The 23688-nt window shown below is 71.3% G+C and carries 21 protein-coding genes; 9 read left to right on the top strand and 12 right to left on the bottom strand.

The features are described 5' to 3' along the window. Positions 1-56 precede the first annotated feature (56 nt). Positions 57-464 carry an ATP-binding protein gene (locus ACGFIV_RS18615; RefSeq protein ID WP_392836270.1) on the bottom strand — a complete coding sequence of 136 codons (408 nt, stop codon included), beginning with the start codon at positions 462-464 and terminating at the stop codon, positions 57-59. Positions 465-798: 334 nt separating this feature from the next. On the opposite strand from ACGFIV_RS18615, the gene ACGFIV_RS18610 reads away from it, so the two are divergent. Together ACGFIV_RS18610 and ACGFIV_RS18605 are read left to right on the top strand one after the other, a co-directional pair. Then, positions 799-1761, top strand: a complete 963-nt coding sequence (locus ACGFIV_RS18610) for a helix-turn-helix domain-containing protein (protein ID WP_392836268.1) — start codon at positions 799-801, stop codon at positions 1759-1761. Further along, positions 1758-2000, top strand: coding sequence for a DUF397 domain-containing protein (locus ACGFIV_RS18605; protein WP_392836266.1), 243 nt, complete (start codon positions 1758-1760; stop codon positions 1998-2000). Before ACGFIV_RS18610 ends, ACGFIV_RS18605 begins: the two co-directional genes overlap by 4 nt. A 148-nt stretch (positions 2001-2148) precedes the next feature. Here ACGFIV_RS18605 and ACGFIV_RS18600 read toward each other — a convergent pair whose 3' ends face one another. The 5 genes from ACGFIV_RS18600 to ACGFIV_RS18580 form a co-directional block, all read right to left on the bottom strand. Further along, positions 2149-2979 (bottom strand): sirohydrochlorin chelatase, encoded by an 831-nt coding sequence (locus ACGFIV_RS18600; protein WP_392836300.1) that lies wholly within the window; start codon positions 2977-2979, stop codon positions 2149-2151. A 133-nt stretch (positions 2980-3112) separates the two neighbouring features. Next, complete coding sequence (locus ACGFIV_RS18595) at positions 3113-3841, bottom strand: phosphoadenylyl-sulfate reductase (RefSeq protein WP_392836264.1); 729 nt, start codon at positions 3839-3841, stop codon at positions 3113-3115. Positions 3842-3917: 76 nt separating this feature from the next. Next, entirely contained in the window at positions 3918-4061 is a 144-nt protein-coding gene (locus tag ACGFIV_RS18590; protein ID WP_358509928.1) for an Insertion element protein, read from the bottom strand. Between the two features lie 34 nt (positions 4062-4095). Then, positions 4096-5778, bottom strand: a complete 1683-nt coding sequence (locus ACGFIV_RS18585; RefSeq protein WP_392836261.1) for a nitrite/sulfite reductase — start codon at positions 5776-5778, stop codon at positions 4096-4098. A gap of 293 nt (positions 5779-6071) precedes the next feature. Beyond that, a complete protein-coding gene (locus ACGFIV_RS18580; protein ID WP_358554888.1) occupies positions 6072-6206 on the bottom strand; it encodes a hypothetical protein in 135 nt (44 codons plus the stop codon). A 69-nt stretch (positions 6207-6275) separates the two neighbouring features. Here ACGFIV_RS18580 and ACGFIV_RS18575 point away from each other — a divergent pair, with 69 nt between their 5' ends. The 5 genes from ACGFIV_RS18575 (at position 6276) to ACGFIV_RS18555 (ending at position 11680) form a co-directional block, all read left to right on the top strand. Further along, positions 6276-7079 carry a TIGR03084 family metal-binding protein gene (locus ACGFIV_RS18575; protein WP_358554891.1) on the top strand — a complete coding sequence of 268 codons (804 nt, stop codon included), beginning with the start codon at positions 6276-6278 and terminating at the stop codon, positions 7077-7079. A 202-nt stretch (positions 7080-7281) separates the two neighbouring features. After that, complete coding sequence (locus ACGFIV_RS18570) at positions 7282-8289, top strand: YihY/virulence factor BrkB family protein (protein WP_392836258.1); 1008 nt, start codon at positions 7282-7284, stop codon at positions 8287-8289. Between the two features lie 102 nt (positions 8290-8391). Further along, on the top strand, positions 8392-9645 hold the full coding sequence (glyA, locus tag ACGFIV_RS18565; protein WP_358554897.1) for a serine hydroxymethyltransferase: 1254 nt from the start codon (positions 8392-8394) through the stop codon (positions 9643-9645). Positions 9646-9877: 232 nt separating this feature from the next. Further along, the gene (rsgA, locus tag ACGFIV_RS18560) at positions 9878-10987 is read left to right on the top strand and encodes a ribosome small subunit-dependent GTPase A (protein ID WP_392836254.1); all 1110 of its coding nucleotides are present in this window, start codon (positions 9878-9880) and stop codon (positions 10985-10987) included. A gap of 36 nt (positions 10988-11023) precedes the next feature. Further along, the gene (locus tag ACGFIV_RS18555; RefSeq protein WP_392836252.1) at positions 11024-11680 is read left to right on the top strand and encodes a phosphoribosyltransferase; all 657 of its coding nucleotides are present in this window, start codon (positions 11024-11026) and stop codon (positions 11678-11680) included. Positions 11681-11834: 154 nt separating this feature from the next. On the opposite strand, the gene ACGFIV_RS18550 is transcribed toward ACGFIV_RS18555, so the two are convergent. The 3 genes from ACGFIV_RS18550 to ACGFIV_RS18540 all read right to left on the bottom strand — a co-directional run bounded on the left by ACGFIV_RS18550 (position 11835) and on the right by ACGFIV_RS18540 (position 14860). After that, positions 11835-12146: a WhiB family transcriptional regulator gene (locus ACGFIV_RS18550; protein WP_093171423.1), complete on the bottom strand. Its 312-nt coding sequence runs from the start codon at positions 12144-12146 to the stop codon at positions 11835-11837. A 113-nt stretch (positions 12147-12259) separates the two neighbouring features. Beyond that, on the bottom strand, positions 12260-13114 hold the full coding sequence (locus ACGFIV_RS18545; protein ID WP_392836249.1) for a sucrase ferredoxin: 855 nt from the start codon (positions 13112-13114) through the stop codon (positions 12260-12262). A 216-nt stretch (positions 13115-13330) separates the two neighbouring features. Then, positions 13331-14860: a glycerol-3-phosphate dehydrogenase/oxidase gene (locus ACGFIV_RS18540; RefSeq protein ID WP_358554908.1), complete on the bottom strand. Its 1530-nt coding sequence runs from the start codon at positions 14858-14860 to the stop codon at positions 13331-13333. Positions 14861-14958: 98 nt separating this feature from the next. Here ACGFIV_RS18540 and ACGFIV_RS18535 point away from each other — a divergent pair, with 98 nt between their 5' ends. Both ACGFIV_RS18535 and ACGFIV_RS18530 read left to right on the top strand, forming a co-directional pair. Further along, entirely contained in the window at positions 14959-16554 is a 1596-nt protein-coding gene (locus tag ACGFIV_RS18535; RefSeq protein WP_358554934.1) for an FAD-binding oxidoreductase, read from the top strand. Between the two features lie 94 nt (positions 16555-16648). Next, positions 16649-18226 carry a metallophosphoesterase family protein gene (locus ACGFIV_RS18530; protein WP_392836245.1) on the top strand — a complete coding sequence of 526 codons (1578 nt, stop codon included), beginning with the start codon at positions 16649-16651 and terminating at the stop codon, positions 18224-18226. Here the strand turns inward: ACGFIV_RS18530 and ACGFIV_RS18525 are convergent, their stop codons facing one another. The 3 genes from ACGFIV_RS18525 to ACGFIV_RS18515 form a co-directional block, all read right to left on the bottom strand. Further along, a complete protein-coding gene (locus tag ACGFIV_RS18525) occupies positions 18227-20734 on the bottom strand; it encodes a protein kinase (protein ID WP_392836242.1) in 2508 nt (835 codons plus the stop codon). A gap of 139 nt (positions 20735-20873) precedes the next feature. Next, positions 20874-22256, bottom strand: coding sequence for a DUF1116 domain-containing protein (locus tag ACGFIV_RS18520; protein WP_358554917.1), 1383 nt, complete (start codon positions 22254-22256; stop codon positions 20874-20876). Continuing rightward, a complete protein-coding gene (locus ACGFIV_RS18515; RefSeq protein WP_392836238.1) occupies positions 22253-23632 on the bottom strand; it encodes an FdrA family protein in 1380 nt (459 codons plus the stop codon). Before ACGFIV_RS18515 ends, ACGFIV_RS18520 begins: the two co-directional genes overlap by 4 nt. Between the last annotated feature and the right edge of the window lie 56 nt (positions 23633-23688).

Here is a 23688-nt window from a genome sequence, read left to right as displayed (position 1 = left end):
CTCGATCCACTCCACAGCGGTCCTGGTGGGACCTGGACGCGGAGGGCGGAGATTCGTCACTTGCCGGCGAGCTGGAACCAGACCACGCGTCCGGTGGCGGTCTCGTACCAGCCCCAGGTGGTCGCCACCTGTTGGAGCAGCCAGAGGCCGCGTCCGCCGCCGCTGTCGGGACAGGTCTCCAGGCACAGCGTGGGCCGGTTCTCCGACGAGCCCGCGTCGGTCACGTCGATGTGGAGCGTCCCGTCGTGGTCGGCCACGGCGATGGTGACCCGCCCGGCCGGGCAGCGTCCCGAGTCGGAGTACCGCACCGCGTTGGTGACCAGTTCGGTGACCAGCAGCAACGCGTCGTCGGTCTGCGGGTGATCGGTGCCTTCCAGCAGCTCCCGCACGCAGCGCCGGGCCCTTTGGACGGCGGTGACCCGCGCGGGCACGTCGACCCGCCCCAGCAGCCCGAGCGCCTTCACCAGCCCACCCCCGCGATACGCCGGGAGAGCCCCCGCGCTCAGGCCCGGGTCCGTCGGGGCCGCGTGGGCTCCGATGTAGCGTCCCGCCGTTGTCGAGTGGTCCTCGGCCGACCCGGCGGTACGAAGATCTCCAAACTCGCCCGTCGTCCGGGAGGAAGCCGAACGACGGAGTCGAACCCCAGGTCGTTCAACTCCGAAGCCAGTTCGACGAGGTGTACCTGCCATAGGGCATCGCGCGCATTCATGATCCCTTCACCCCTTCCGCCGATGAGGCCGACGACCATGGCGCCGTAGCAATCCATGACCGAACGGTCACGCTGGGTGCTCAGTTTGCATGACCGATGCGCCTTCGGCAACAGATATCAGGATGAACAAAGTGCAGATTGATGAACGAAGATCGATTCGACATACTGCGATGGCCATCACGGAGAGGAACGTCATGAGCGCACAGCGAAGCCCTTCGGTACGCAGACGTCGTCTCGCTGCGGAACTCGCACGCCTCCGCAAGGAAGCAGGGCTGACGAGAGATCAGGTAGCCGAGCACGCAGGCTGCTCACCTGTCACGATCACTCGGATCGAATCGGCCACGAGTGCCGCCACGGTGGGCCTCGTGGCCTTGATGCTCGAACTCTATGGAGTAGCCGACGAGCGTCGGGACGCGCTCACGCAACTCGCGCGCGATGCGCGGAAGCGTGGGTGGTGGTACAAGGTGTCCGAGGCCATCCCGGAGTGGGCGCAGAGCTACGTAGGCCTGGAAGAGGAGGCTTCCACCTTTCAGGAGTACCAACCAGAGTTCGTGCCCGGACTGCTACAGACCGAGGAGTACGCCAGAGCCGTCATGCGGTCCGCGCCCGTACTGCCGCCGACCGAGGAACTTGAGCGACGACTGTCGATTCGGATGAAGCGCCAGGAGCGAGTGCTGGAGCGGGAACATCCGCCGAAGATATGGTTGATCATCAATGAGGCGGTCATTCGCCGTACGGTGGGGGAACCCAAGACGATGCGCGATCAGCTCCAACGGCTGATCGATCTCTCTCAGAGGAACCACTTCACGATCCAGGTCCTGCCTTTTGCTGCCGGTGTTCATCCCGCGATGGACGGCGGTTTTACGATCTTGAGTTTTCCCAAACCCGCCGATCCGGACACCGTGTACGTTGAGTATTGGCAGGGAAGCGTCTATTTGGAGGATCCATCAGAAGTAGACGCTTACGTTCTGCTCTTCAACCACTTGCGTGCTCTGTCGCTTGGCCCGGATCCGACTCGGAACTTGATCGCGCAGGTGATGCGGGAAATATGAGTGGATGGAGAGGCATGTCGGTGAGGGATCTTTCCCCGGTCATCTGGCGTAAGTCCAGCCGGAGTAACGCTAATGGCGGGCAATGCGTGGAGGTCGGCAGGACAGGCTCTGACAGTCTCGTCCGAGTACGTGACTCCAAAGATCCCGGTCCGATCCTGGTCTTCGCCTGGACCGATTGGGATGCCTTCCTTGAGGGTGTCAGGCGCGGGAGGTTGGCTGAGCCAGCCGGCCGTCCTTAGCGCACCTCCTTTACAACGGCCCTTTCCTGCGGGAAATCAAGGACCAGGCGTTTCGTGTGGATGGCTGCCTGGCCTTCGACATCAAGGGCGGCTTCTCTTCGTGCACGATCCCGAAACCGCTCGGCCGACCTCAGCGACGCTGCGTGGTTCAGTTGCGAGCCGGGGCGCACGTGCCGGTCCGGAACGCCCGTACGGCCTGTGCGTAGCGTTCGAGCAGGACGGTGGCCAGTTCGGGGGCGGGGCCGAGGGGGTCGGCCACGGCGGAGGCTCCGGCTTCGAGTGTGTCGCGGCGGACCTTGTCGGCGAAGTGACCCGAGGCGAGCAGGTAGGGCGCGACCACGACCCTGGCCGGACGGGGCGTACGGCCCGAGCCTCCGGCCTCGGGCGCGACGGCCCCCGGCACGATGAGCTGGCGCGCGAGGGCCCCCGCTCGTGCGGGGCCGGGGGCCGGGTGGCCGTCCAGGAGCCTCAGCACGGCCTCCTCGGGGGTGGGGGAGGCGGCGGAGGCGTAGGCGGCGGTGACCGAGTGCCAGCCGTGCGAGAGCGCCCACTCGCGGGCCATCGCGGCGATCACCGCGTTGGCCCGCCGGTCGCTGGAGCCCGCCGAGACCAGCACCACGGCGGTGCCCGGGTCGCCGATCTCGACCCCGGCCTCCGCGAGCCGCCGCGAAAGGGCCGTGATCAGCAGCGGGTGGGGCCCGAGAGTGGCCCCCTGGTGGACGCGGAGCCGGGGACGGCCCGCCCGCGCCTCCCCGAGCGCGGAGGGGATGTCGACGCGGCTGTGGTACGCCTCGGTGAGCAGCAAGGGCAGCACCACGGCCTCGTCCAGGCCGGCCAGCGCCTCGCCGAGCGAGGGCCGGGCATGGTCGAGGTAGGCCGCGTGGACCGGGACGCCGGGGCGCGAGAGCCGTACCTCGTCGAGGAGGGCCTCCACCGTGGCGGACGCGCGCGGGTCACGCGACCCGTGCGCCACGGCCACCAGAGGCGGGAGGCGCTCCTGGAGGAAGGCCGTCACCGGCAGCCGGGTGTGGGCCGGTGCCGGCGGTCCGGGCACGGCCCTCGTGAGAGGTCGGGCCGGACCCCACCGGGAGGTGGTCACTACGTCCTCACTGTCAGATGTGGATGCCGCATTCGGTCTTGCCCAGGCCGGCCCAGCGTCCGCTGCGCGGGTCCTCGCCGGGGGCGACCTGGCGGGTGCAGGGCGCGCAGCCGATCGAGGGGTAGCCGTCGTAGTGCAGCGGGTTGATGAGCACCCCGTTGTCGGCCATGTAGTTGTCGACGTCGTCCTGGGTCCAGCGCGCGATGGGGTTGACCTTGACCATCTGGCGCTTGGCGTCCCACTCGACGACCTTGGTGTTCGCTCGGGTCGGCGACTCGTCGCGCCGGATGCCGGAGATCCAGGAGAGGTACGGCTCCAGCGCGCGGTTCAGCGGCTCGACCTTGCGCAGGTAGCAGCACAGGTCGGGGTTGCGGCCGTTGAGGCGCGGGCCCAGCTCGCGATCCTGCTCGGCGACCGTGCGGGACGGCGTGATGTTGATGACGTTCACGTCGTACACCTGCCGCACGGCGTCACGGGTGCCGATCGTCTCGGCGAAGTGGTAACCGGTGTCGATGAACAGCACGTCGACGCCCGGCTTCACCCGGCTGACGAGGTCGATCAGCAGCGCGTCGCTCATTGAGGAGGTGAGGCAGAGCCGGTCGCCGAAGGTCGCCGCCGCCCAGCGGATGATCTCCAGCGCGGAGGCCTCCTCCAGGAACTCGGCCGCCGAGTCGACGATGCTCCGGAGGTCGAGCACGCCGCGCTGGCGTTCCAAGCCGGTTTCGATGTCGACAATCGTCATGGCTTGCTCACCACTCCTCGTTCGTCAGTGTGTGCGGGCGCCGTGCGGCGCGGCCGGGCTCCGAGCTCGCCGCCGCTCATGAACGCACGCCGATGCCGAGAAACTTCAGCTTGAAGGCGCGGGCGCACGATCGGCAGTACCAGCCGCCGTCGCCCTCATAGGGTTCGAGGTCCTCGTCGCCGCAGTACGGGCAGTGGAAGGGGACCGCGCGCTCGGTCACGCGGGCCACCCCCTCAGCGGGCCCTGGCCGGAGCTCACTTGAGGTCCGCCTCGTCGGCCCGCTGGACCCACTCGGAGAAGCTCTCCGCGTCGTTCTTCTGGCCCTGGAAGTTCTTCAGGACGCGCTCGACGTAGTCAGGAAGCTCGGCGGCGGTCGCCTTGAGCCCTCGGACCTTGCGGCCGAAACCGGGGTTCACGCCCAGGGACCCTCCCAGGTGGATCTGGAAGCCCTCCACCTGGGCGCCGCTCGCGTCGGTGATGAGCTGCCCCTTGAGCCCGATGTCCGCGACCTGGATGCGGGCACAGGAGTTCGGGCAGCCGTTGACGTTGATGGTCAGGGGGTCGGTGAAGTCGGGGAGGCGGCGCTCCAGCTCGTCGATGAGGTCGGAGGCGAGCCCCTTGGTCTCGACGATCGCCAGCTTGCAGAACTCGATGCCGGTGCAGGCCATCGTCTGGCGGCGGAACGTGCTCGGGTTGACCTGGAGGTCTGCGGCCTCCAGGTCGGCGACGAGGCCGTCCACCTTGCCGGGCGCCACGTCCAGGATGACCATCTTCTGCTCGACGGTCGTGCGGACGCGGTCGGAGCCGTACCGCTCGGCGATGTCGGCGATCAGGTGGAGCCGGTCGCCGTCGAGCCGCCCGACCTTGGGGGCGAAGCCGACGTAGTAGTCGCCGTCCTTCTGCCGGTGCACGCCGACGTGGTCGCGGCGCCCGCCACGCGGCGCCTCGGGCGCGGGCCCGTCGGGCAGCGGGTAGCCGAGGTACTCCTTCTCCAGGACCTCGCGGAACCGCTCGGCCCCCCAGTCGTTGACCAGGAACTTGATGCGCGCGCGGTGGCGGAGCCGGCGGTAGCCGTAGTCGCGGAAGATGCCGATGACCCCGGCCCACACCTCGTGCACCTGCTCGGGACGGACGAAGGTGCCGAGCCGCTTGCCCAGCATGGGGTTGGTGGACAGGCCGCCGCCCACCCACAGGTCGAAGCCCTTCTCGCCGTGTTCGTCGGTGACTCCGACGAACGCGATGTCGTTGATCTCGTGGACCGTGCAGTGCGCCGGGCAACCGCTCATCGCCGACTTGAACTTGCGGGGGAGGTTCGAGTACGCCTTGTCGCCGATGTACCGCGAGACGGTGTCCTCGATCTGCGGGGTGGCGTCGATGACCTCCTCGGCGTCGATGCCGGCCAGCGGGCAGCCGAGCATGACGCGCGGGGTGTCGCCGCAGGCCTCCATGGTCGACAGCCCGACGGCCTCAAGCGCCTCCCAGATCGCCGGGACCGACTCGACCTCGATCCAGTGGAGCTGGATGTTCTGCCGGTCGGTGACGTCGGCCGTGCCCCTGGCGTAGGTGTTGGCGATGTCGGCGATCGTGCGGAGCTGGGCCAGGCTGAGCTGCCCGCCGTCGATGCGGACGCGGAGCATGAAGTAGCGGTCGTCGAGCTCCTCCGGCTCCAGGATCGCGGTCTTGCCCCCGTCGATGCCCGGCTTGCGCTGGGTGTAGAGGCCGAACCACCGGAACCGCCCGCGAAGGTCCGCGGGGTCGATCGAGTCGAATCCCTGCTTCGAGTAGACGTCGATGATCCGCTGACGGACGTTGAGCCCGTCGTCGTTCTTCTTGTTCTCCTCGTTCTTGTTCAGCGGCTCACGGTAACCGAGAGCCCACTGGCCTTCGCCTCGCGGGCGCTTGTGGTGGCGGTTCGCAGGCCTGGGCGGGCTGGTCATGGTGCGTCCTTTGCCGAGAATGGTCATCAGGTCACACGCACGCGGACAGGCCTGCCTCCCGGCTCAACGGCGAGTGCGGGGGCACAAAAAAAGGACGCCTGTCACGCGCCCGTGCTGGCAGAAGTCAACAGGGAGCGACGATCAACGGGCGTCACTACAGATGGCACTGCGGACACGCAGGAAGTCGACGTGGCGTCGCACGACGAGAAGCGGATCCGCTGGCATGTCCCAGACAATACCCCCCGTGTGCCGGATGTCCAATATCGGGTCCACAATTTGGACTTCCGGCGTGCTCAGCCCTGGCCCGGCCAGGAGAGCGGAGGCTCCCGGGGCTCGTCCGGAGGCCGGTGCTGACAGTCGCACCAGGAGCCGCCGGGGCACTCGTCGTGCCGGTCGTCCTTGCACTCCTCACAGATCACATCCCCCATTTTCCTCCTGTTCCTTCTAGAACATGACTCGGTTACGCTGGCGCGAGCCCCACGTAACGCGGAGGTGTCATGGGCGTCTCCATGTCCGAGCTGATCGCCGATCTCCGGGCGGAGAGCGCGGAGCTGACAGCCATGATCCGCACGCTGGACCCCGACGGCTGGGCGCTTCCCACCCCGGCCGAGGGATGGGACGTACAAGACCAGATCGGGCACCTGGCGTGGTTCGACGACGCCGCGACCACGGCCGCGACCGACCCCGACGGCTTCCGGGTGGCGCTGCCGGCCCTGATGGCCCGAGGCGACTCCGCGGTGGACGAGATCGCCGCCGCCGCGCGCAGCCTCGCGCCGGAGCAGGTGCTCGACTGGTTCCGCACGGCCCGCGCCCGTAGCCTGGACGCCTTCGAGAGGCTCGGCGCCCAGGTACGGCTGCCGTGGTACGGGCCGGACATGTCGGCCGCCTCCTTCGTCACCGCGCGCCTGATGGAGACCTGGGCGCACGGGCAGGACGTGGCCGACGCGCTGGAGATCGTGCGCGTGCCGACCGTCCGGCTCCGCCACGTGGCCCTGCTCGGCGTGCTGGCCATGCCGTACGGCTTCGCGATGCGGGGGATGGATCCACCGCCGGATCCCGTGCGGGTCGAGCTGACGCTCCCGGACGGGACCCCGTGGAACCACGGCCCGCGGGACGCCGCCGACCTGGTCAGCGGCCCGGCGCTCGACTTCTGCCTGCTGGTCACCCAGCGCTGCGACCTCGCCGACACCGGCCTCGCGGTGAGCGGCGCGACGGCCACGCGGTGGATGTCGGTCGCCCAGGCGTTCGCGGGACCGCCGGGCGGCGGCCGTCCCCCCGGCCAGGCGAGGGCGCTCGCCTAGCTCCCTGACCTGCAAGGAGTTTCGGAGCCTCCCTTGACGGTCGCTTGACCGGACCCCGGGCTGATTTGCCCTTAAAAGCTAATATGGGAGGTTGCAATCGCCTCCCCCGGTAGAACGCCGCCGTACGGGGTAGACGCCGCGAACGGAGATCGTTGCAGGGTGGGGTCGTGGTAGAGCCATGTTGCGAATACCTTTGGATGCCATGACGTCCACCGACGCTCCGACCAGGTCGTCCGGCCCCCGGGGCCGGGCGGCCCGCTGGAGGTTGGTCAGGGCCAGGGCCAGGAAGAACGCCACGGCGGGCCTTTCGGTGGTCCAGGGGTCCCGAGCCTGGCGGGCCGTCGACGGGTCCCGCCTGTGGGCGCTGGCCCGCGCGACGACGGTGGCGGGGTTCAACTACCGCGTGACCGGTCTCGCGGGCGAGGCGGCGTTCTTCGCGCTGTTGTCGCTGCCCCCGTTCGTCCTCGGGCTGATCGGCCTGCTCGGCCACCTGAGCGGCATCCTCGGCTCGGGCACCGTGGCCGAGACCCGGGGGTGGGTGCTGGAGCAGGCGCACCTGTTGTTCACCGGCAACACGGTCGACCGGGTGGTGCAACCCCTGCTCGACGACGTCCTCAAGGGCGGCCAGGTCTCGCTGATCTCCGTGGGCTTCCTGCTCGCGCTGTGGTCGGGCTCGCGGGCCCTGTTCGTCTACGTCGACCTGATCTCCATCGCCTACGGCCTCGGAGAGGCCCGGGGCATCATCCGCACCCGCATTCTGTCGTTCGGGCTCTACATCGCGGCCCTGGTGATCGGTCTCATCGTCATACCGGTGCTGGTGATCGGGCCCACGCTCCTGTCGGGGGCGCTGCCTCAGGACAGCGGTCTAGTAGGGGTCCTGTACTGGCCGGTGGTCGTCATCGGGTCGGTGATCGTCCTCACGCTCCTGTACCACGTCAGTGTGGCCGTACGGACGCGCTGGTGGCGCGAGATGCCCGGAGCGCTGCTCGCCCTGCTCATCTGGATCGTCTGCGCGGCGATCCTGCGCGAGGTGCTGGCCGCCTGGTTCACGCCGCTGTCCATCTACGGCTCGCTGGCAGCCCCTATAGCGGTGCTGCTGTGGCTCTACATCACGGCGCTCGCGGTGCTCATCGGGGCCACGCTCAACGCCGAGTTCGACCGCCTGTGGCCCGACGGAACGAGCCGGAACGGCGAGTCCGCTATCGTCTAACGCGACGTGACCGGCGCGTCTGGGTGGGGTCACCACCAGGGAGCGAAAGGGTCGGAGGCCGAGCGCCTGGGTCTTCGCCAGATGCCAACGAAGGGTAGGGCCATGAGTTCTCTTTCGGACGTCGACCCGGAGATCGCCGAGCTGATCAGGGCGGAGGAGCGCCGGCAGGCCGACACCGTCAAGCTGATCGCCTCGGAGAACTACGTCTCCAGGGCCGTCCTCGAAGCCACCGGCAGCGTTCTGACGAACAAGTACTCCGAGGGCTACGCGGGCAAGCGTTACTACGAGGGGCAGCAGGTCATCGACCAGGTCGAGACCCTGGCCGTCGACCGCGCCAAGTCGCTGTTCGGCGTGAACCACGCCAACGTCCAGCCGTACTCCGGCTCGCCGGCCAACCTCGCGATCTACATGGCGTTCCTCAACCCGGGGGACACCGTGATGGGCATGGGCCTGCCCTTCGGCGGCCACCTGACCCACGGCTGGTCGGTCTCGGCCACCGGCAAGTGGTTCAACCCGGTCAGGTACGGCGTGCGTCAGGACACCGGCCGCATCGACATGGACGAGGTGCGGTCCATCGCCCTGGAGCACCGCCCCAAGCTGATCTTCTGCGGCGGCACCGCGATCCCGCGCACGATCGACTTCCCCGCCTTCGCCGAGATCGCCCGCGAGGTCGGCGCCATCCTCGCGGCCGACATCGCCCACATCGCGGGCCTGGTCGCCGGTGGGGCCCACCCCTCGCCGGTGGGTCACGCCGACGTCATCTCCACCACCACGCACAAGACGCTGCGCGGCCCGCGTGGCGCCATGCTGATGGCCACATCGGAGGAGCACGCCAAGGCCCTGAACAAGGCCGTGTTCCCCGGCCTCCAGGGCGGCCCGCACAACCACACCACGGCCGCGATCGCCGTGGCGCTCCGCGAGGCCGCGACCGACGAGTTCAAGGCCTACGCCCGGCAGGTGGTCGCCAACGCCAAGGCGCTGGCCGACGAGCTGTCGAGCCGAGGGTTCGACCTGGTCTCCGGTGGCACCGACAACCACCTGATCCTGATCGACCTGACGTCCAAGGGCGCCGCGGGCAAGCCGGCCGCGCAGGCACTCGACCGCGCCGGCCTGGAGACCAACTACAACACCGTGCCGTTCGACCCGCGCAAGCCGTTCGACCCGTCGGGCCTGCGCATCGGCACGCCGTCGGTCACGAGCCGCGGCATGGGCGAGGCCGAGATGCGCCAGATCGGCGCCTGGATCGACGAGGTCGTCACCGCCATCGCCAAGGACGACGCCGACGAGGTCATCGCGCGCGTCCACGGGGAGGTCAGCGAGCTGACCGGCAAGTTCCCCGCGCCCGGCCTGAGCTGAGCCCGGAGTCCCGTGGCGCCCGGCCGGGCCCACGGGGAAAATGTGTTGCCCGCGACGGCCGGGCCCGCGATAAAGTGGGCCCGGCTTCGCCGCTTTCGAAGGACGCGGCCCCGGCGACAGGGAGGTGAGGAAGATGCGGGTCTTTCTGAGGATGCCCATGTCCATTTCCTCGTCCGTTTCCTCCCGGGCGCCGCTCACGCGCTGAAGCCGCAGGGCGCCCGGTTCTCGAAGGGTGCCTGCGTTGACCACTTTCGGTCATGATCTTTTCTCTCTCGGCTGGAACGAGTCTCTCGCCGCCGATCTTCCTGGTGGCGCCGTCCCCGCCCGTGTGGCCCGCGTCGACCGCGGCGCCGCCGACGTCATCACCGCCGACGGCCACCACACCGCCCAGTACGCCGCCCGGCTGCGCAGGGCGACGGCGAACGACCCGGTGGCCCTGCCCTGCGTGGGCGACTGGGCCGCGCTCACCCGGCAGGCGGAGGGCCGCTACGAGCTCGACGCGATCCTCCCGCGAAGGAGCGCCCTCGTGCGCGGCGGCGTCGCGCGCGACTCGCGGGGCGGCCTGTCCGGCGACTCGCGGGGACAGGTGCTGGCCGCGAACGTCGACGTGGTGTTCGTCGCAGAACCGGCGATGCACGCCGACGACTTCGCCGATCTCGGCCGCGTGGAGCGGCTGCTCGCCCTGGCCTGGGAGAGCGGGGCCCGGCCGGTCGTGCTCCTCACCAAGTCCGACCTCGTCGGGCAGCACCTGCCGGGGCTGCTCGACGACGTGGCGGCGGTCGCGCCCGGCGTGGACCTCCACGCCGTCTGCTCGGTCAGCGGGGAGGGGGTCGAGGTGGTGCGGAGCCACCTCGACGGCTCGCGTACCGCGGTGGTACTCGGGGCCTCGGGCGCGGGCAAGTCGACGCTGGTCAACGCGCTGGCGGGCGAGACCGTGATGGAGACCCAGCAGGTGCGCGCGGGCGACGGGCGCGGCCGTCACACCACCGTGCACCGCGAGCTGCTCCCGCTGGCCGGCGGGGGCCTGGTGATCGACACACCGGGGATCCGCCGGGTGGGACTGTACGAGATGAGCCAGGGCGTCGACCTGGTGTTCTCCGACATCGAGGAGCTGGCCGAGGGCTGCCGGTTCGACGACTGCGCCCACCGGACCGAGCCCGGTTGCGCCGTCCTCGAAGCCCTGGAGTCGGGCGAGCTGCCGGAACGCCGCCTGGAAAGCTGGCGCAAGCTCCAGCGCGAGGCGGCGTGGATGGCCAGGCGCGGCGACGCCCGGCTGCGCGCCGAGGAGACCCGCAAATGGAAGATCATCCACAAGTCCATGCGCAACCAGGGCCGTCCCTGACCGCTTGCGGCGAGGGAGGAAGGGTACGAAAGGGGCATGGGCGCTAGTCGGCGGGTGTCCTTGCCCTTCGCCGACAGGGCGGAGGCGGGCGCCCAGCTCGCCGAGATGCTGGCGGACCTCGGCCTCGCCGATCCGGTGATCCTCGCCCTGCCACGCGGGGGCGTGGCGGTGGCGGCGCCGGTCGCCGAACGGCTGGACGCGCCGCTGGACGTCCTCGTGACCCGGAAGATCGGCCACCCCGAGCAGCCCGAGCTCGGGGTGGGCGCGATCGCCGAGGGCGGGGAGCCGGTGCTCGACGCCGCGTTCCTGTCGCGGCTCGGGCTCACCGAGGCGGACGTCATGGCGGTCGTCGAGCGGGAGAGGCACGAGCTCGCGCGGAGGGTCACCGCCTACCGGGGGGAGCGCGCGCTGCCCAGGCTGGCGGGGCGGGACGTCGTCGTGGTGGACGACGGGCTCGCGACGGGCGCGACGGCTCGCGCGGCGCTGCGCGCCGTGAGGGCGTCCGGGCCACGGAGGCTGGTGCTGGCCGTGCCGGTGGGGTCGCCGAGGACGGTCGCGGAACTCAGAGACGAGGCGGACGAGGTGGTCGTGATCGCCACCCCGCCCGGATTTCACGCTGTCGGCCAGTGGTACGTGCGGTTCGACCAGTTGACGGACGCGGACGTCCTCCGCCTGCTGCGGCTGGGGCGGTGAACGAGAGGGTTCGCCTGCGTAGGGGACGGGGGAAGGTGTGGGTGCCGACCCGGAGGGGAATGACACCCGCATGATCATGCGGCAATTGCGGCCCTGGAGGCGTACAGGAGCGGAGAAGCCGCATGATCATGCTGGGGAACATGCCGGTGGAGGTTCAGGCAGCGCTGATTCCGGCGCTCGCGGCACGCCGCATGCGCCGACGGCGCTCGGACGCGCGCTCGTCCTCGTTGAGCCCGCCCCACGTGCCGTACTTCTCCGGACGTGAAAGGGCGTAGTCGAGGCACTCCGCACGGACAGGGCACTGGGCGCAGATGGCCTTGGCCTTGCGCTCGCGGATGTCGCGCTCCGGCTGACGCTCGCCGTCGGGACCGAAGAACAGCACAAGGTCCTCTCCCCGGCACGCGGCGTCATCCTGCCAACCCCAGCTGGGGCGCGGGCGGGCGATCTGCCGACGTACCTGAGACATGAGAAACCACCTTAGGTGAGAGGTATTTCGTGTTTGTGCCGCATTGGACGCATATGGCGTCCCTGGTTCCAACGCCGTGATAGTCCGTGGTGTTCCCGGCTCCGGCAGGAGCCTCAGGTCAGAACAGGCGTGCCACGCTGGAGATGCTCCAGCGCCGCCAGCCTGTAGGTCATGATCGTGTCAGCGCACGCCATACCGCATGGCGCGAACACCGTCCGCTCGACCACAACCCGGAACCGGACGTCCCCGTGGCGCACAATCGCCTCGGTGACGTCACCGTCCAGCCTGGTGGATTCCACGGCCACTCCGCCTACCGAGACCTCGCCCGTGTGTGCCCGGACGAAATGCTCGGCGGCCTGCGATGGCTCAGGGATGCCTGCGCGTCCCCGGAAACGGTCGAGAACGATCTCACCGTGCCGGTACGCGTTTGCCGCCGCGATCGCAGCAGCCTGAGACATGCTGCCGTAGTAAAGCCCGTGTGGCAAGCACACAAGGTTAGCGGCGTATCGATCGCCGCCCACATGAGTGGTTTCCCACACTCTTCCCGGCAGGCTCTCACCCAAAACCCGCGCGATGGGAAGGCCAATGCGGGCACAACACGCGTTGCGCCTGGCATGCGTGCAGACCAGGAACACCGGCTCCTTCACCAGTATGCAGGACTCCGGAACCACTCCGCGCACAAGAGATCCCAGGTCAAGATCGCCGGGGTTCTCGAAGAACCCCTCGGCGATCCAGGGGGAGGGCGCCGTGGTATCCGCCACCAGGACCCTGACCGGTCCCCGAGCCGCGCGGCGCTGCAGGGGCCGCCTGATGAGCTGGGGCCGAATGCCCAGGTCGGTGGCGCGTTCGATGAGAGCGTGGGTCCCCGCGGGCAGCTCGCACTCAGGCAGGTGGGACGCCCACGGCCCGGCATGCTCGATGAGCAGCCACAACCGGGCGCCGACGGTCGCGCTCGCAAGCGCCGGCACCTCGCCCGTATGGCATCCGGCCGGGTGTTCGCACCCCCGTGCCCGGTCTCTCGTCACGCGTTCCTCCCGTCCGACTTAGGTAAGACTAACCTAACGGTAAGGGGTGTGCGCGGATCTCAGGGGTATCCATTTTTCCCACCCCTATGCGGGTGCCTGGTGTGACATAACTCACGTGCCGATCTTGCCGAGTAGGTTGCCGTGAGCGCCGGTCCGGAGCTACCGGGAATGGTCGCGCAGCACCCGCTCCGCCGCGGGAAGGGCCGCGGCGCGGTCCTCGGGCACCAGCCCGACGCGGGTGCGGCGGTCGAGGAGGTCGCCCGCGTCCAGCGCGCCCTCGTGCCGCACCGCCCACACCAGCTCGGCCACCGTGACCCCCAGCGGCAGCGTCTCCGCCAGCTCGGGATGCCGCTCCGCGAGCGCGTGGACGGCCGCCGCCTCCGAGCCGTACCGCTCGGTCAGCCTCGGCGGGACGCCTTCCGGCGAGCGCACGGCCATGTCGGAGCCCACTCTGTGCGCGCCCACGAGGGGCAGGCGGGCCGTACGGCTGCGGGGGGCGTGCGGGAAGGCGGCGTCGACGGCGTCCTCGGCCATCCGGCGGTAGGTGGTCAGCTTCCCGCCGACGATCGTCACGAGGCCGTCAGGAGCCCTGACGACCGCGTGCCTGCGGGAGAGGTCGGCCGTGCGCCCGTCGCCGGTCAGCAGCGGCCTGAGGCCCGCGTAGGCGCCCGCCACGTCCGCGCGGGCGACGGGAACCTCCAGAACGGAGTTGAGCACCTCCAGGAGGAAGGCGATGTCGGTCTCCGGAACCTCGGGCACGTCGGGGATCGGGCCGTCCACCGGCTCGTCGGTGAGTCCCACGTAGACGCGCCCGTCGGGCTGGGGGAGCACCAGGACGAACCGCGCCCCTTCGCCCGGTATCGGCACGTGCAGGCTCGCGCGGGGCTCGCCGAGGGTGCCGGGCCGCAGGACCAGGTGGGTGCCCCTGGAGGGCCGCATGGAGACCGAGCCGGTCAGCTGACCCGCCCACACTCCCGTCGCGTTGATCACCCTGCGGGCGCGGATCGTGAAGGTCTCCCCGCCCAGCTCGTCGCGGACCTCGGCGCCGTCGCCGGACAGGGCCAGGGCGCGGCACCGGGTGAGCACCCGGGCGCCGTGGGCGGCGGCGGTCCTCGCGATCGCGACGACCAGCCGGGCGTCGTCCACGACCCGCCCGTCGAAGGACACCAGAGCGCCGCGCAGCCCGTACGGGCGCAGGGCCGGCACGAAGGCGCGGGCCCGCGCGGGCGTCACGCGGGACGGGCCGGGGAGCAGGCGGCGCGGCGTCCCCGCCGACGCCCGGAGCAGGTCACCGAGCCGGTACCCCGCCATCAGGACCTCGGCCCGGCCCCTTGACACCTCCGGGGTGAGGGGCAGCAGGTAGGGCTGGGAGCGGACCAGGTGGGGGGCAGTGTGGCGCAGCAGCACCCCGCGCTCGACCGCGCTCTCCCTGGCCACCCCGACCTGGCCCTTGGCGAGGTAGCGCAGCCCGCCGTGGATCATCTTGGAGCTCCACCGGGAGGTGCCGAACGCCAGGTCGTGGGCGTCGATCGCCACGACCGACAGGCCCCGGGAGGCGGCGTCGAGCGCCACCCCCGCCCCGGTCGCGCCCAGCCCGACCACCAGCAGGTCGACGACCGTCTCCCGCGCCTCGGCCAGCTCGCGGGCGCGGCGGGGGGCGTTGAGCGACGCGTCGGGGATGTGGTTCACGGGCCTGGCACCTCTTCCAGGGGACTCCCGGAAGGGGAACCGCAGCCGGGCGTGTCAAAGTGTAGGGCGTGGAAACTCCCGATATCACCGCGGAACCGATGCTCTGGTCCGGCTGGGGCGATCCCGCCAAGGCGGCCGAACTGCCCGAATCCGTCCGAAAGCTGCTGCGCGAGCTGCTCGGCGTGCGCGAGCACGCGCGGCCCGCCGCCAGCTTCGGAGAGATCAGACTGCGCGCCGCCGCCCTGTCCCCGCTGATCCTCGCCGATCTCCGCAAGGCCGTCGGCGGGGAGCACGTCCGGTTCGACGACGACGCGAGGATCCGCCACACGCGCGGCAAGTCCACGCCCGACCTGCTGCGCATGCGCGACGGAGACGGCTCCGACGCCCCCGACGCGGTCCTGCTGCCCGGGTCGCACGACGAGGTGCTGGAAGTGCTGCGCATCTGCGCGCACCACCGGGTCGCGGTCGTGCCCTTCGGGGGCGGCACCTCGGTCGTCGGCGGGCTCGTGGCCTCGCGGCAGGGCTTCGCCGGTGTGGTGGCCCTCGACCTGGCCAGGCTCAACCGGCTCATCTCGGTGGACACCGAGTCGATGGTCGCCGATCTGGAGCCGGGATTGCGCGCCCCGCAGGCCGAGCAGCTCCTGGCCCGGCACGGGCTGACCCTCGGCCACTTCCCCCAGTCCTTCGAGTACGCCACCCTGGGCGGCTTCGCGGCGGCGCGGTCGAGCGGCCAGGCGTCGGCGGGGTACGGCCGCTTCGACGACATGGTGGTGGGCGTGACCGTCGCCACCCCGCGCGGCACGCTGGAGTCCGGCCGCGCGCCGAAGTCCGCCGCCGGGCCCGACCTGCGCCAGCTCGTCCTCGGCTCAGAGGGCGCCTTCGGGGTCATCACCTCCATGCGGCTGCGGGTGCGGCGGGCACCGGCGGAGAAGGTCTACGAGGGCTGGCGGTTCGCGTCGTTCGGGGCGGGGACGGCGGCGCTGCGTCGCGTGGCGCAGGAGGGGCCGCTCCCGACGGTGCTGCGCCTGTCCGACGAGACCGAGACCATGGTGGGCCTGGCCAAGCCGGGGGAGATCGGCGGGGTCCGGCCCGACGCCGGATGCCTGGCCGTCGTCGGGTACGAGGGCGAGGCCGACGACGTCGCCCACCGGCGGGAGCGCACCGCCGCGACCCTGTCGGGGCTGGGCGGCGTCTACCTCGGCCCCGAGCCCGGCGAGGCGTGGGCCCACGGCCGCTTCAGCGCGCCGTACCTCCGCGACGCGCTGCTCGGCGCGGGGGCGACGGTGGAGACCCTGGAGACGGCCTGCTTCTGGTCGGGGATCCCGAGGCTCTACGACGCCGTGCGGCTGGTGCTCAGCGTGGCCCTCGCGCCCGCCGACCAGTCGGGCCCGGGCGGCCCGCCGCTGGTGATGTGCCACCTGTCGCACGTGTACGGGACGGGCGCGTCGCTGTACTTCACCGTGGTGACCTCGCAGACCGCCGACCCCCTCGGGCAGTGGGACACGGCCAAGCGGGCGGTCAACGAGGCGATCGGGCTGGCGGGCGGCACGATCTCGCACCACCACGGCGTCGGCAGGGACCACAAGACGGCCTACGCCGCCGAGATAGGCGACCTCGGGGTCGACATCCTCCGCGCGGTCAAGGAGCGCCTGGATCCGGCCGGAATCCTCAACCCGGGCGTCCTGATCCCCTGATCGCCCGGTCTGTACGGGCGGGGAGGGAAACGTCCGCGAGACCCGATTGGTGAGTCGGCGTGCGATCCACCAAGATCATGGCAAAGATAGGGTCATGGTCGATGTGGAGCGGGCTGCCGCGCGTGGCAAGCGGGTCTCGTCGCGGGTGTCCGAGGAGGGCGCCGGGTGGTCCTGCCAGGAGATGGGCACGTTCCAGAAGCTCCGCCCGAACGAGCGGAGCTTCTCCTGGCTGGGCGTGAAGACCCTGCTGCGCTCGCGCAACGAGATCCTCGCCCAGCTCTTCGGCGACCCGTCCAACGAGGTGCGCCGGCGGTGGATGGCGACACGCGAGGGCGTCGACCCCGATTTCCGGATAAAGCCTGATGTGGGTGGCGAGTACAGCTTCCTGATCATCGGCGACACCGGCGAGGGCGACGCCTCGCAGTACGCCGTGGTGCCCGGCCTGCTCACCATCGGCGCCGGCACCGCCTTCGCGGTCGTCGCGAGCGACGTCATCTACCCGACGGGGTCGGGCAACGAGTACGACGACAAGTTCTTCCGCCCCTACAAGGACTACCCCGCGCCGATCTACGCCGTCCCGGGCAACCACGACTGGTACGACGGGCTCGGCGGGTTCATGCGCGTCTTCTGCGACGCCCCCGCGTTGGAGGCGCGGCGGCAGGGGTTCTCGCTGTCGCCCTCGGGCCTGCGGGGGCTGCTGTGGACCAGGCCCGAGGCGATCGACGAGCCGCGCCTGGCCGAGGCCCGCGCCAGGCGGTCCCTGCCCGGCCAGCGGGCGGCGCAGCCCGCGCCCTACTGGGTGATCGACCTGCCCGGCCTGCTGCTGGTGGGCATCGACACCGGCATCCGCGGCGCCATCGACCGCGACCAGGGGGCGTGGCTGCGCCGGGTGTCCGCCGATCCACGGCCCAAGGTCCTGGTCACGGGCAAGCCGATCTACGACCGCAACCAGTACCACCCGTGCCCGATCGAGGACGGCGGCACGGTCGACGACATCGTCAGGGACCCGGCGAACAATTACGTGGCCGCGATCGGCGGGGACACCCACAACTACCAGCGCTACCCCGTCGAGGCCGGCGGCCGGACCATCCAGTACATCGTGTCCGGGGGCGGCGGCGCGTTCATGCACGCCACGCACACGATCCCCCGCGTCGACATCGGAGGCGTGCGCGAGGACGACTTCAAGTGTTACCCGCTGAGAGGTGACTCGCTGTCGTTCTACAGCAACCTCTACCGTGCCCGGTACCGCATGCCCTGGCTCTACCTCACACCCGACGAGGGCCTGGTGCTGATGTCCAGGCACATCGGCAACACCCCGCCGCGCCCCGTCGGCACGGGCGACGGCACGGCCGGCACGGCGGGCGCCGGCGGCTCGGAGCCCGCCGCCCCCGGCGGGCCCGTGCGGATCACGGCGCGCATGAAGTGGGCGGCCCGTATCCTCGGCGGCTGGCCGATGCCGTTCCGCCTGCCGGTCGGGCGCACCTTCCACCGCTATTTCTCCGAGCTGTCCGACTGGGACACCCCGCCCTTCTTCAAGAGCTTCCTGCACGTATCGGTGCAGGACGGCACGCTGCGCATCCGCTGCTTCGCGGCCACCGGCTGCCGTCCGCAGGAGATCGAGCCACCGATGGAGGACGAGGTCGCGATCCCGCTCGCCATGGGCGCCGGGTGATCAGGAAGCGGGCTTGAAGCTGCTCCACAGGACGGCCATCGTCTGGCGGTTGTCCGGCTGGTCCCACTCGGCGTCGGGCGCGGTGAACGTCACCTCGAACGCCGTCTCGCCGTCGACGGCGATGTGCCGGGTGACGGCGTGCGTGGTCACGTTGGTCAGGGCGGTGTAGGTGTACTCCCAGACGCTCGCCTGCCACTTGCCGTCCCCGAACGCGGAGGACTCCAGGCGCACCTGGGCGTAGTCGGTGAGCGTGGTCTCGTCCTTGGCCTTGGTGAGCGCGGTCAGGCCGTCGTCGCCGGTGGAGGGCACCTTCTTGATCTGGATGCGCCGCCCCGAGCTCTTCGGGCCGAGGTAGGTCACCGCGTCGGCGGAGGTGGAGACCGTCCAGTCCTTGGGGACCGCGACCGAGGCGCCGGCCGCGGTGCGCGAGCGGAAGCTCGCCGGGATCTCGGTGGGGACGGCCTGGTCGCCTTGGGCCGAGGCATCCGGCGACGACGGCCCTGTCAGGGCGGCGCCGCCGGTGGCCGCGGGCGGGGCGGCGACGTTCTCCTCCGACGGGGAGCCCGCCGGCCACAGCACGAACAGCAGGGCGGCCACCACGCCGACGACCCCCACACCGGCCAGGAGGAGCATGAGGGGGGAGCGGCCCTCGCGGGCGTCGTCCCGCGGCTCCTCCATCACGCGGCGGCGCGTACGGGCGTCCGGGTCCTCCTCGCGCGCGCCCCTGCCGCCGCCCCCGCGGTCCGGACCCGCGAAGGGGTCGCCGGGAAGGTCCTTGGCGAGCTTGTCGGCGAGGTTAGGTGAGGATCCCGCCGGCCACACCCGGGAGCCGGGCGTCCCGGCCACGAGCGGGTCGCGCGCCGAGCCGGCGTCGAACGCCTGGGGGCCGGTGGTGCTCCTGAGGGCGTCGTACAGGTTCGACCGGGTGCCCGGCGAGCTGTTCAGCCCCTCGTAGGGCATCGGCTGGGGTCCTGAAGGGCTGCGCAGCGCGTCGTAGGGGTCGGCGGGTCGCGGACCTGACGGGCCGCGCGGCGCGTCGTAAGGGCCGGGCCGCGGGCCTGAGGGGCTGCGGAAGGCATCGAACGGGTCCTGCTGCGGTCCCGAGGGGCTGCGCAGCACGTCGTACGGGTCCACCGGCTGCGGTCCTGAGGGGCTGCGCAGGGCGTCGTAGGGGTCGGCGGGTCGCGGTCCCGAGGGGCTGCGCAGCGCGTCGTACGGGTCCACCGGCTGCGGTCCTGACGGGCTGCGCAGCGCGTCGTAGGGGTCGGGACGGGAAGCCGTCAGGGCGGAGGGCTCCTCGAAGGGGGCGCGCCGCGAGTCCGATGGGCTCTCCAGCACGTCGTACCCGGCGGGGGCTCCGTAGGGCGTGCCGTGCGCGCCGGTGGAGGACGAGCCGCCGCCACGCGGGCGGAACAGGTCGGCGTGCCCGGCCTGGTCGGGGGAGTCCGGGTCGAACGGAATTCGCACAGGTCCCGACGGGGTCTCAATGATGCGCGAGAGCATCGGCCCCGAGGGCGGATCGAGGGGAGGGAGCATGTGGACCGGCGTGGAGCCGGCCCGCGTGGGCAGGGGCGTCGAGACGGGCCGGTCGCCGAGGAGCGCCAGCCCGGAGCCATGCGTGCGCAGCACCCGTTCGAGCAGCTCCGCGGCCTGCGCGGCCGGCATCCGGTCGGCGGGGTTCTTGCGCAGCAGGCCCTCGATGACCGGCAGAAGGGCTCCGGCGCGCTGCGGGCGGTTGGGCTCCTGGGTCAGCACCGCGCCGAGGACGGCCACCGCGTCCGGCCCCTCGTACGGCGGGCGGCCCTCGACGGCGGCGTAGAGCGTCGCGCCGTAGGACCACAGGTCGGCCGCGTGGGTGATCGGGCGGCCCTGGAGCCGCTCCGGCGGGATGTAGGCGGGCGAGCCCATGAGAAGGCCGGTCTGGGTGATGGTGACATCACCCTCTATCGCGGCGATGCCGAAGTCGGTGAGCACCACGCGATCGGCGGTGAGCAGCACGTTGCCGGGCTTGACGTCGCGGTGGAGGATGCCGGCGGCGTGGGCGTGCCGGAGCGCGTCGAGCACGCGGACGCCGATCTCGGCGGCCTGGACCACCGGCAGGGGCCCGCTCTGCCGCACGGCCTGCTCCAGCGACCACGCGCGGATCAGCTCCATGACGATCCAGGGCCGTCCGTCCTCCTCGACGACGTCGTGGACGGTCACGATGCCCGGGTGGCTGAGCCGCGCGGCCGACCTGGCCTCGCGCAGCATGCGCCGGTGGGCGACCTGCTTGCCCGCGTGGTCGAGGCCGAAGGGCAGGATCAGCTCCTTGACCGCGACGTCTCGGTCGAGGAGCACGTCGTGGGCGTGCCAGACCATGCCCATGCCACCGCGGCCGACCGGTGAGAGCAGACGGTATCGCCGGCCCACCAGCCGTCCCTGACCCTCTGGCGCGACCCCGGCGCCGCCCAAGGGGCTCTTACCCTCGGTCATGGAGGGCGCCCTCCCGAGCGCGCGATCGGTCGTCATACGGCGGTCCCCAATTCACGCTCGTCCGCGTCATTTCCCCATTTTGTGGATCATGCATGGATCATGTGCGTCGTCAAGACGGTGAGGCAGGCCACCGATATTAGGGTCAAAGCCGGGTCAATGGGAATTCGGTCTTCTTTTACGTATCGGCGAGCGCGACCAGAGCCGAGGTGAACGCTTCGGCGGGCGGGCTGACCAGACCCGCGCCGACCTGCCCGGTTCCCGCCACGCGTCCCGCGATGCCGGTGTTGACGACCGGGAGCTGCCCCGTCCTCGCGATCAGCGCGATGTCGATTCCCGTGGGAGTCCCCCTGAAGCCCAGCCCCGGGATCTGGTACGCCGGGTGCTCGGCCAGCGTGATCTCGTACATGGACCGGGTGGCGGCGATGGCGTCGGACACGTCACCGCCGACGAAACGGACGATCGCCGGCGCGGCGGCCATGGCGAAGCCGCCCAGGCCTGACGTCTCGGTGATCGTGGAGTCGCCGATGTCCGGATTGGCGTCGTCCGGCCCGTACGCGCCCAGGTAGAGGCCGTCGGGAACCCCCGCGGGACCGGTGAACCACCGGTCGCCGAGGCCGGAGACCTGGATGCCGAAGTCGGTGCCGTTGCGCGCCATGGCGACCACGAGCGAGGACCCGGGAACGTCCCTGGCGGCGTCGGCGCTGACCTTGCCGGCCGCCATTCCCGCGTTCAGGAAGAAATGGTCGTTGCCGTTGATGAAGCGCAGGACGGCGGCGGCGTGCTCGGGCGACGCCTCCACGATCGCCGGGGCGATCTCGCGGACCATCAGCGAGGTGGCCGCGCGGTTACGGTTGTGCAGCTCGTCGCCCATCTGGAGCGCCTGGGCGATCAGCGACCGCAGGTCGATCGGGCCGTTCACGGCGAGGGCCCCCGCGAGCACCGGCCCGAGCACCTCGCCCATCCAGCGCAGCCGCTCGACGACCTCCGGCCCGTAGGCGCCGTAACGCAGCACCTTGCCCAGACCCTCGTTCAGCGAGCAGTACGCGGTGCCGCCGTGCTCGCCGTCGACGACCTCGAACATCCACATCGACGGGCTCACCACCCCGGCCATCGGCCCGACGGTGCGGTGGTGGTGGCAGGAGTCGAGTTTCACGCTCCCGGAGACCAGCAGGCGCTCGGCCTCCTCGGCGTCGGATGCCAGACCCTCGAGGATGGCGGCGCCGATGAGCGCTCCGCGCATCGGCCCCGAGGCCCGTTCCCAGTCGATGGGGGGCCCGGCGTGGAAGAAGGTGCGCGCGGGCAGGTCGAGCACCTCGCGTGCGGGCCTCACCCCGACGAGCTGGGGACGGGCGGAGAGCAGCCGGCCCACGGCCACCTCGTTGGCGCTCCGCCGGCGCGGGTCGGCCAGCACCTTGGCCAGGGCCTGCGAGGTGCCCGGGAGCGGGGGTCGCCAGTCGACCCCGAGGCGCGGCACGGCCTGCTGGTCGAGCGCTTCGGCGAGCACGGCGGCACCGGCGGTGATCACGCGGGGCTCGCCGTCGAGCATGGACAACCTCACAGGGCACTCCCGATCAGGCTCGCGGCGTGCCTGGCGGCGGCCGCGTTGGAGGTGAACACCGACGCCCCGGCCGCGACCAGGGCGTCCGCCTGCCGGCGCAGGCCCTGCGGGTCGGACTCGGTGCCGACCAGGGCCACCACCACGGCCGTACCACGCTCGCGCGCCTCGCGGACGGCGGGCGCGAGGCGGGCCGAGGGATCGGGCTCGGCCGCGTGGCCGAGCACCACGTCGAGCAGCACGACGCCGGACGCCCGCCCGAGCGCCTCCAGGCGCAGGGTCGGATCGATCATCGGATGGGCGCGGCCACGGGTGTAGTCGTCATCGCCGAAGTCGGTGAACGCGCCGGACCCCGCGATGATGCGCGCCTCGGTGCACAGCGTGCCGCCCGAGTAGAGCCCCGACAGCCCGGCGCACGGCGTCACCGGCTGCGGGACCGTCCAGGTGGGCCACTCGGGCACCGGCAGGCCGAGGGCGAGCAGGGCGCTCTCGGCCGCGGAGGTCAGGTCGCCCTGTCCCGGCACGAGCAGGGCGGTGACGACCGGCGTCGCGAGGCCCTCGACGGCCCGGCGCACGACCTCGGCCACCTCGGGGGCCGGCGGCTTGGAGATCAGCACGATGAGCTCGGTGGCCGGGTCGGCGTCCAGGGCCGCGAGGGCCGTCAGAGTGGACCGGCCGCCCACCGCCGCCGACAGGTCCCTTCCGCCGACGCCCAGAACGTGGCTCACCCCGGCGCCCGCGTGGTCGAGCAGGCAGGTCACCTGCTGGGCGCCGGTGCCGGAGGCGGCCACGACGCCCACGCGCCCGGGACGCAGGACGTTGGCGAACCCCAGCCCCGCGCCGCCCACGACCGCCGTGCCGCAGTCGGGACCCATCATCAGCACGCCCCGCTCGTTCGCGCGCTCCTTGAGCAGGACCTCCTGCTCCACGGGGATGTTGTCACTGAAGATCATCACTGACAGCCCGGCGTCGATGGCGTCCATGGCCTCGGCGAAGGCGTGCTCGCCCGGCACCGACACCAGCGCGAGAGAGGCGTCCCACGCCCGCGCGGCGGACCGGGTCGTGCGGGGAGGGCTCTCGGTGCGCGCGCCTCCCGGCCCCGCGCCCCTGGCCAGGGCGGCGAACTGCCGTTCGAGCTCCTCGGCCCCGTCCTTCAGCGCCGCGTCCGAGTCGGCCCGGATGGCGACGAGCAGGTCGGACGGCCCGGTCTCGGGTACCGAGAACCCGACCTCCCTGGCCAGTCCGAGGTTCAGCTCGGTCGCCATGGCCACCACCGCGACGGTGACGCCCGGACGGGAGCTCAGCGCCTGGCTGATCCGCATCAGGCTCACCGAATCGTGGTAGACCCCGGCGCGTACCTCCACCAGATCAGTAGTCATGGTCAACGGTCGCTCACCGCCCCTCGTCAGAAGTCCGCTCACAGGTCGATCATCGC

This window comes from Sphaerisporangium sp. NPDC049003, from assembly GCF_043197795.1.
Taxonomy (GTDB): domain Bacteria; phylum Actinomycetota; class Actinomycetes; order Streptosporangiales; family Streptosporangiaceae; genus Sphaerisporangium.
The sequence above is the reverse complement of the archived record's forward strand: the minus strand, read 5'-3'. Positions and strand labels throughout refer to the sequence as shown.

Bases quoted from the DNA above. Each gene is read 5' to 3' on its own strand.
- ACGFIV_RS18515 (WP_392836238.1), bottom strand. From the start codon at position 23,632: ATGACTACTGATCTGGTGGAGGTACGCGCCGGGGTCTACCACGATTCG.
- ACGFIV_RS18605 (WP_392836266.1), top strand. From the start codon at position 1,758: ATGAGTGGATGGAGAGGCATGTCGGTGAGGGATCTTTCCCCGGTCATC.
- ACGFIV_RS18575 (WP_358554891.1), top strand. From the start codon at position 6,276: ATGGGCGTCTCCATGTCCGAGCTGATCGCCGATCTCCGGGCGGAGAGC.
- ACGFIV_RS18555 (WP_392836252.1), top strand. From the start codon at position 11,024: ATGGGCGCTAGTCGGCGGGTGTCCTTGCCCTTCGCCGACAGGGCGGAG.
- ACGFIV_RS18550 (WP_093171423.1), bottom strand. From the start codon at position 12,146: ATGTCTCAGGTACGTCGGCAGATCGCCCGCCCGCGCCCCAGCTGGGGT.
- ACGFIV_RS18595 (WP_392836264.1), bottom strand. From the start codon at position 3,841: ATGACGATTGTCGACATCGAAACCGGCTTGGAACGCCAGCGCGGCGTG.
- ACGFIV_RS18570 (WP_392836258.1), top strand. From the start codon at position 7,282: ATGACGTCCACCGACGCTCCGACCAGGTCGTCCGGCCCCCGGGGCCGG.
- ACGFIV_RS18585 (WP_392836261.1), bottom strand. From the start codon at position 5,778: ATGACCAGCCCGCCCAGGCCTGCGAACCGCCACCACAAGCGCCCGCGA.
- glyA (WP_358554897.1), top strand. From the start codon at position 8,392: ATGAGTTCTCTTTCGGACGTCGACCCGGAGATCGCCGAGCTGATCAGG.
- ACGFIV_RS18535 (WP_358554934.1), top strand. From the start codon at position 14,959: ATGCTCTGGTCCGGCTGGGGCGATCCCGCCAAGGCGGCCGAACTGCCC.
- ACGFIV_RS18580 (WP_358554888.1), bottom strand. From the start codon at position 6,206: ATGGGGGATGTGATCTGTGAGGAGTGCAAGGACGACCGGCACGACGAG.
- ACGFIV_RS18525 (WP_392836242.1), bottom strand. From the start codon at position 20,734: ATGACGACCGATCGCGCGCTCGGGAGGGCGCCCTCCATGACCGAGGGT.
- ACGFIV_RS18530 (WP_392836245.1), top strand. From the start codon at position 16,649: ATGGTCGATGTGGAGCGGGCTGCCGCGCGTGGCAAGCGGGTCTCGTCG.
- ACGFIV_RS18610 (WP_392836268.1), top strand. From the start codon at position 799: ATGACCGATGCGCCTTCGGCAACAGATATCAGGATGAACAAAGTGCAG.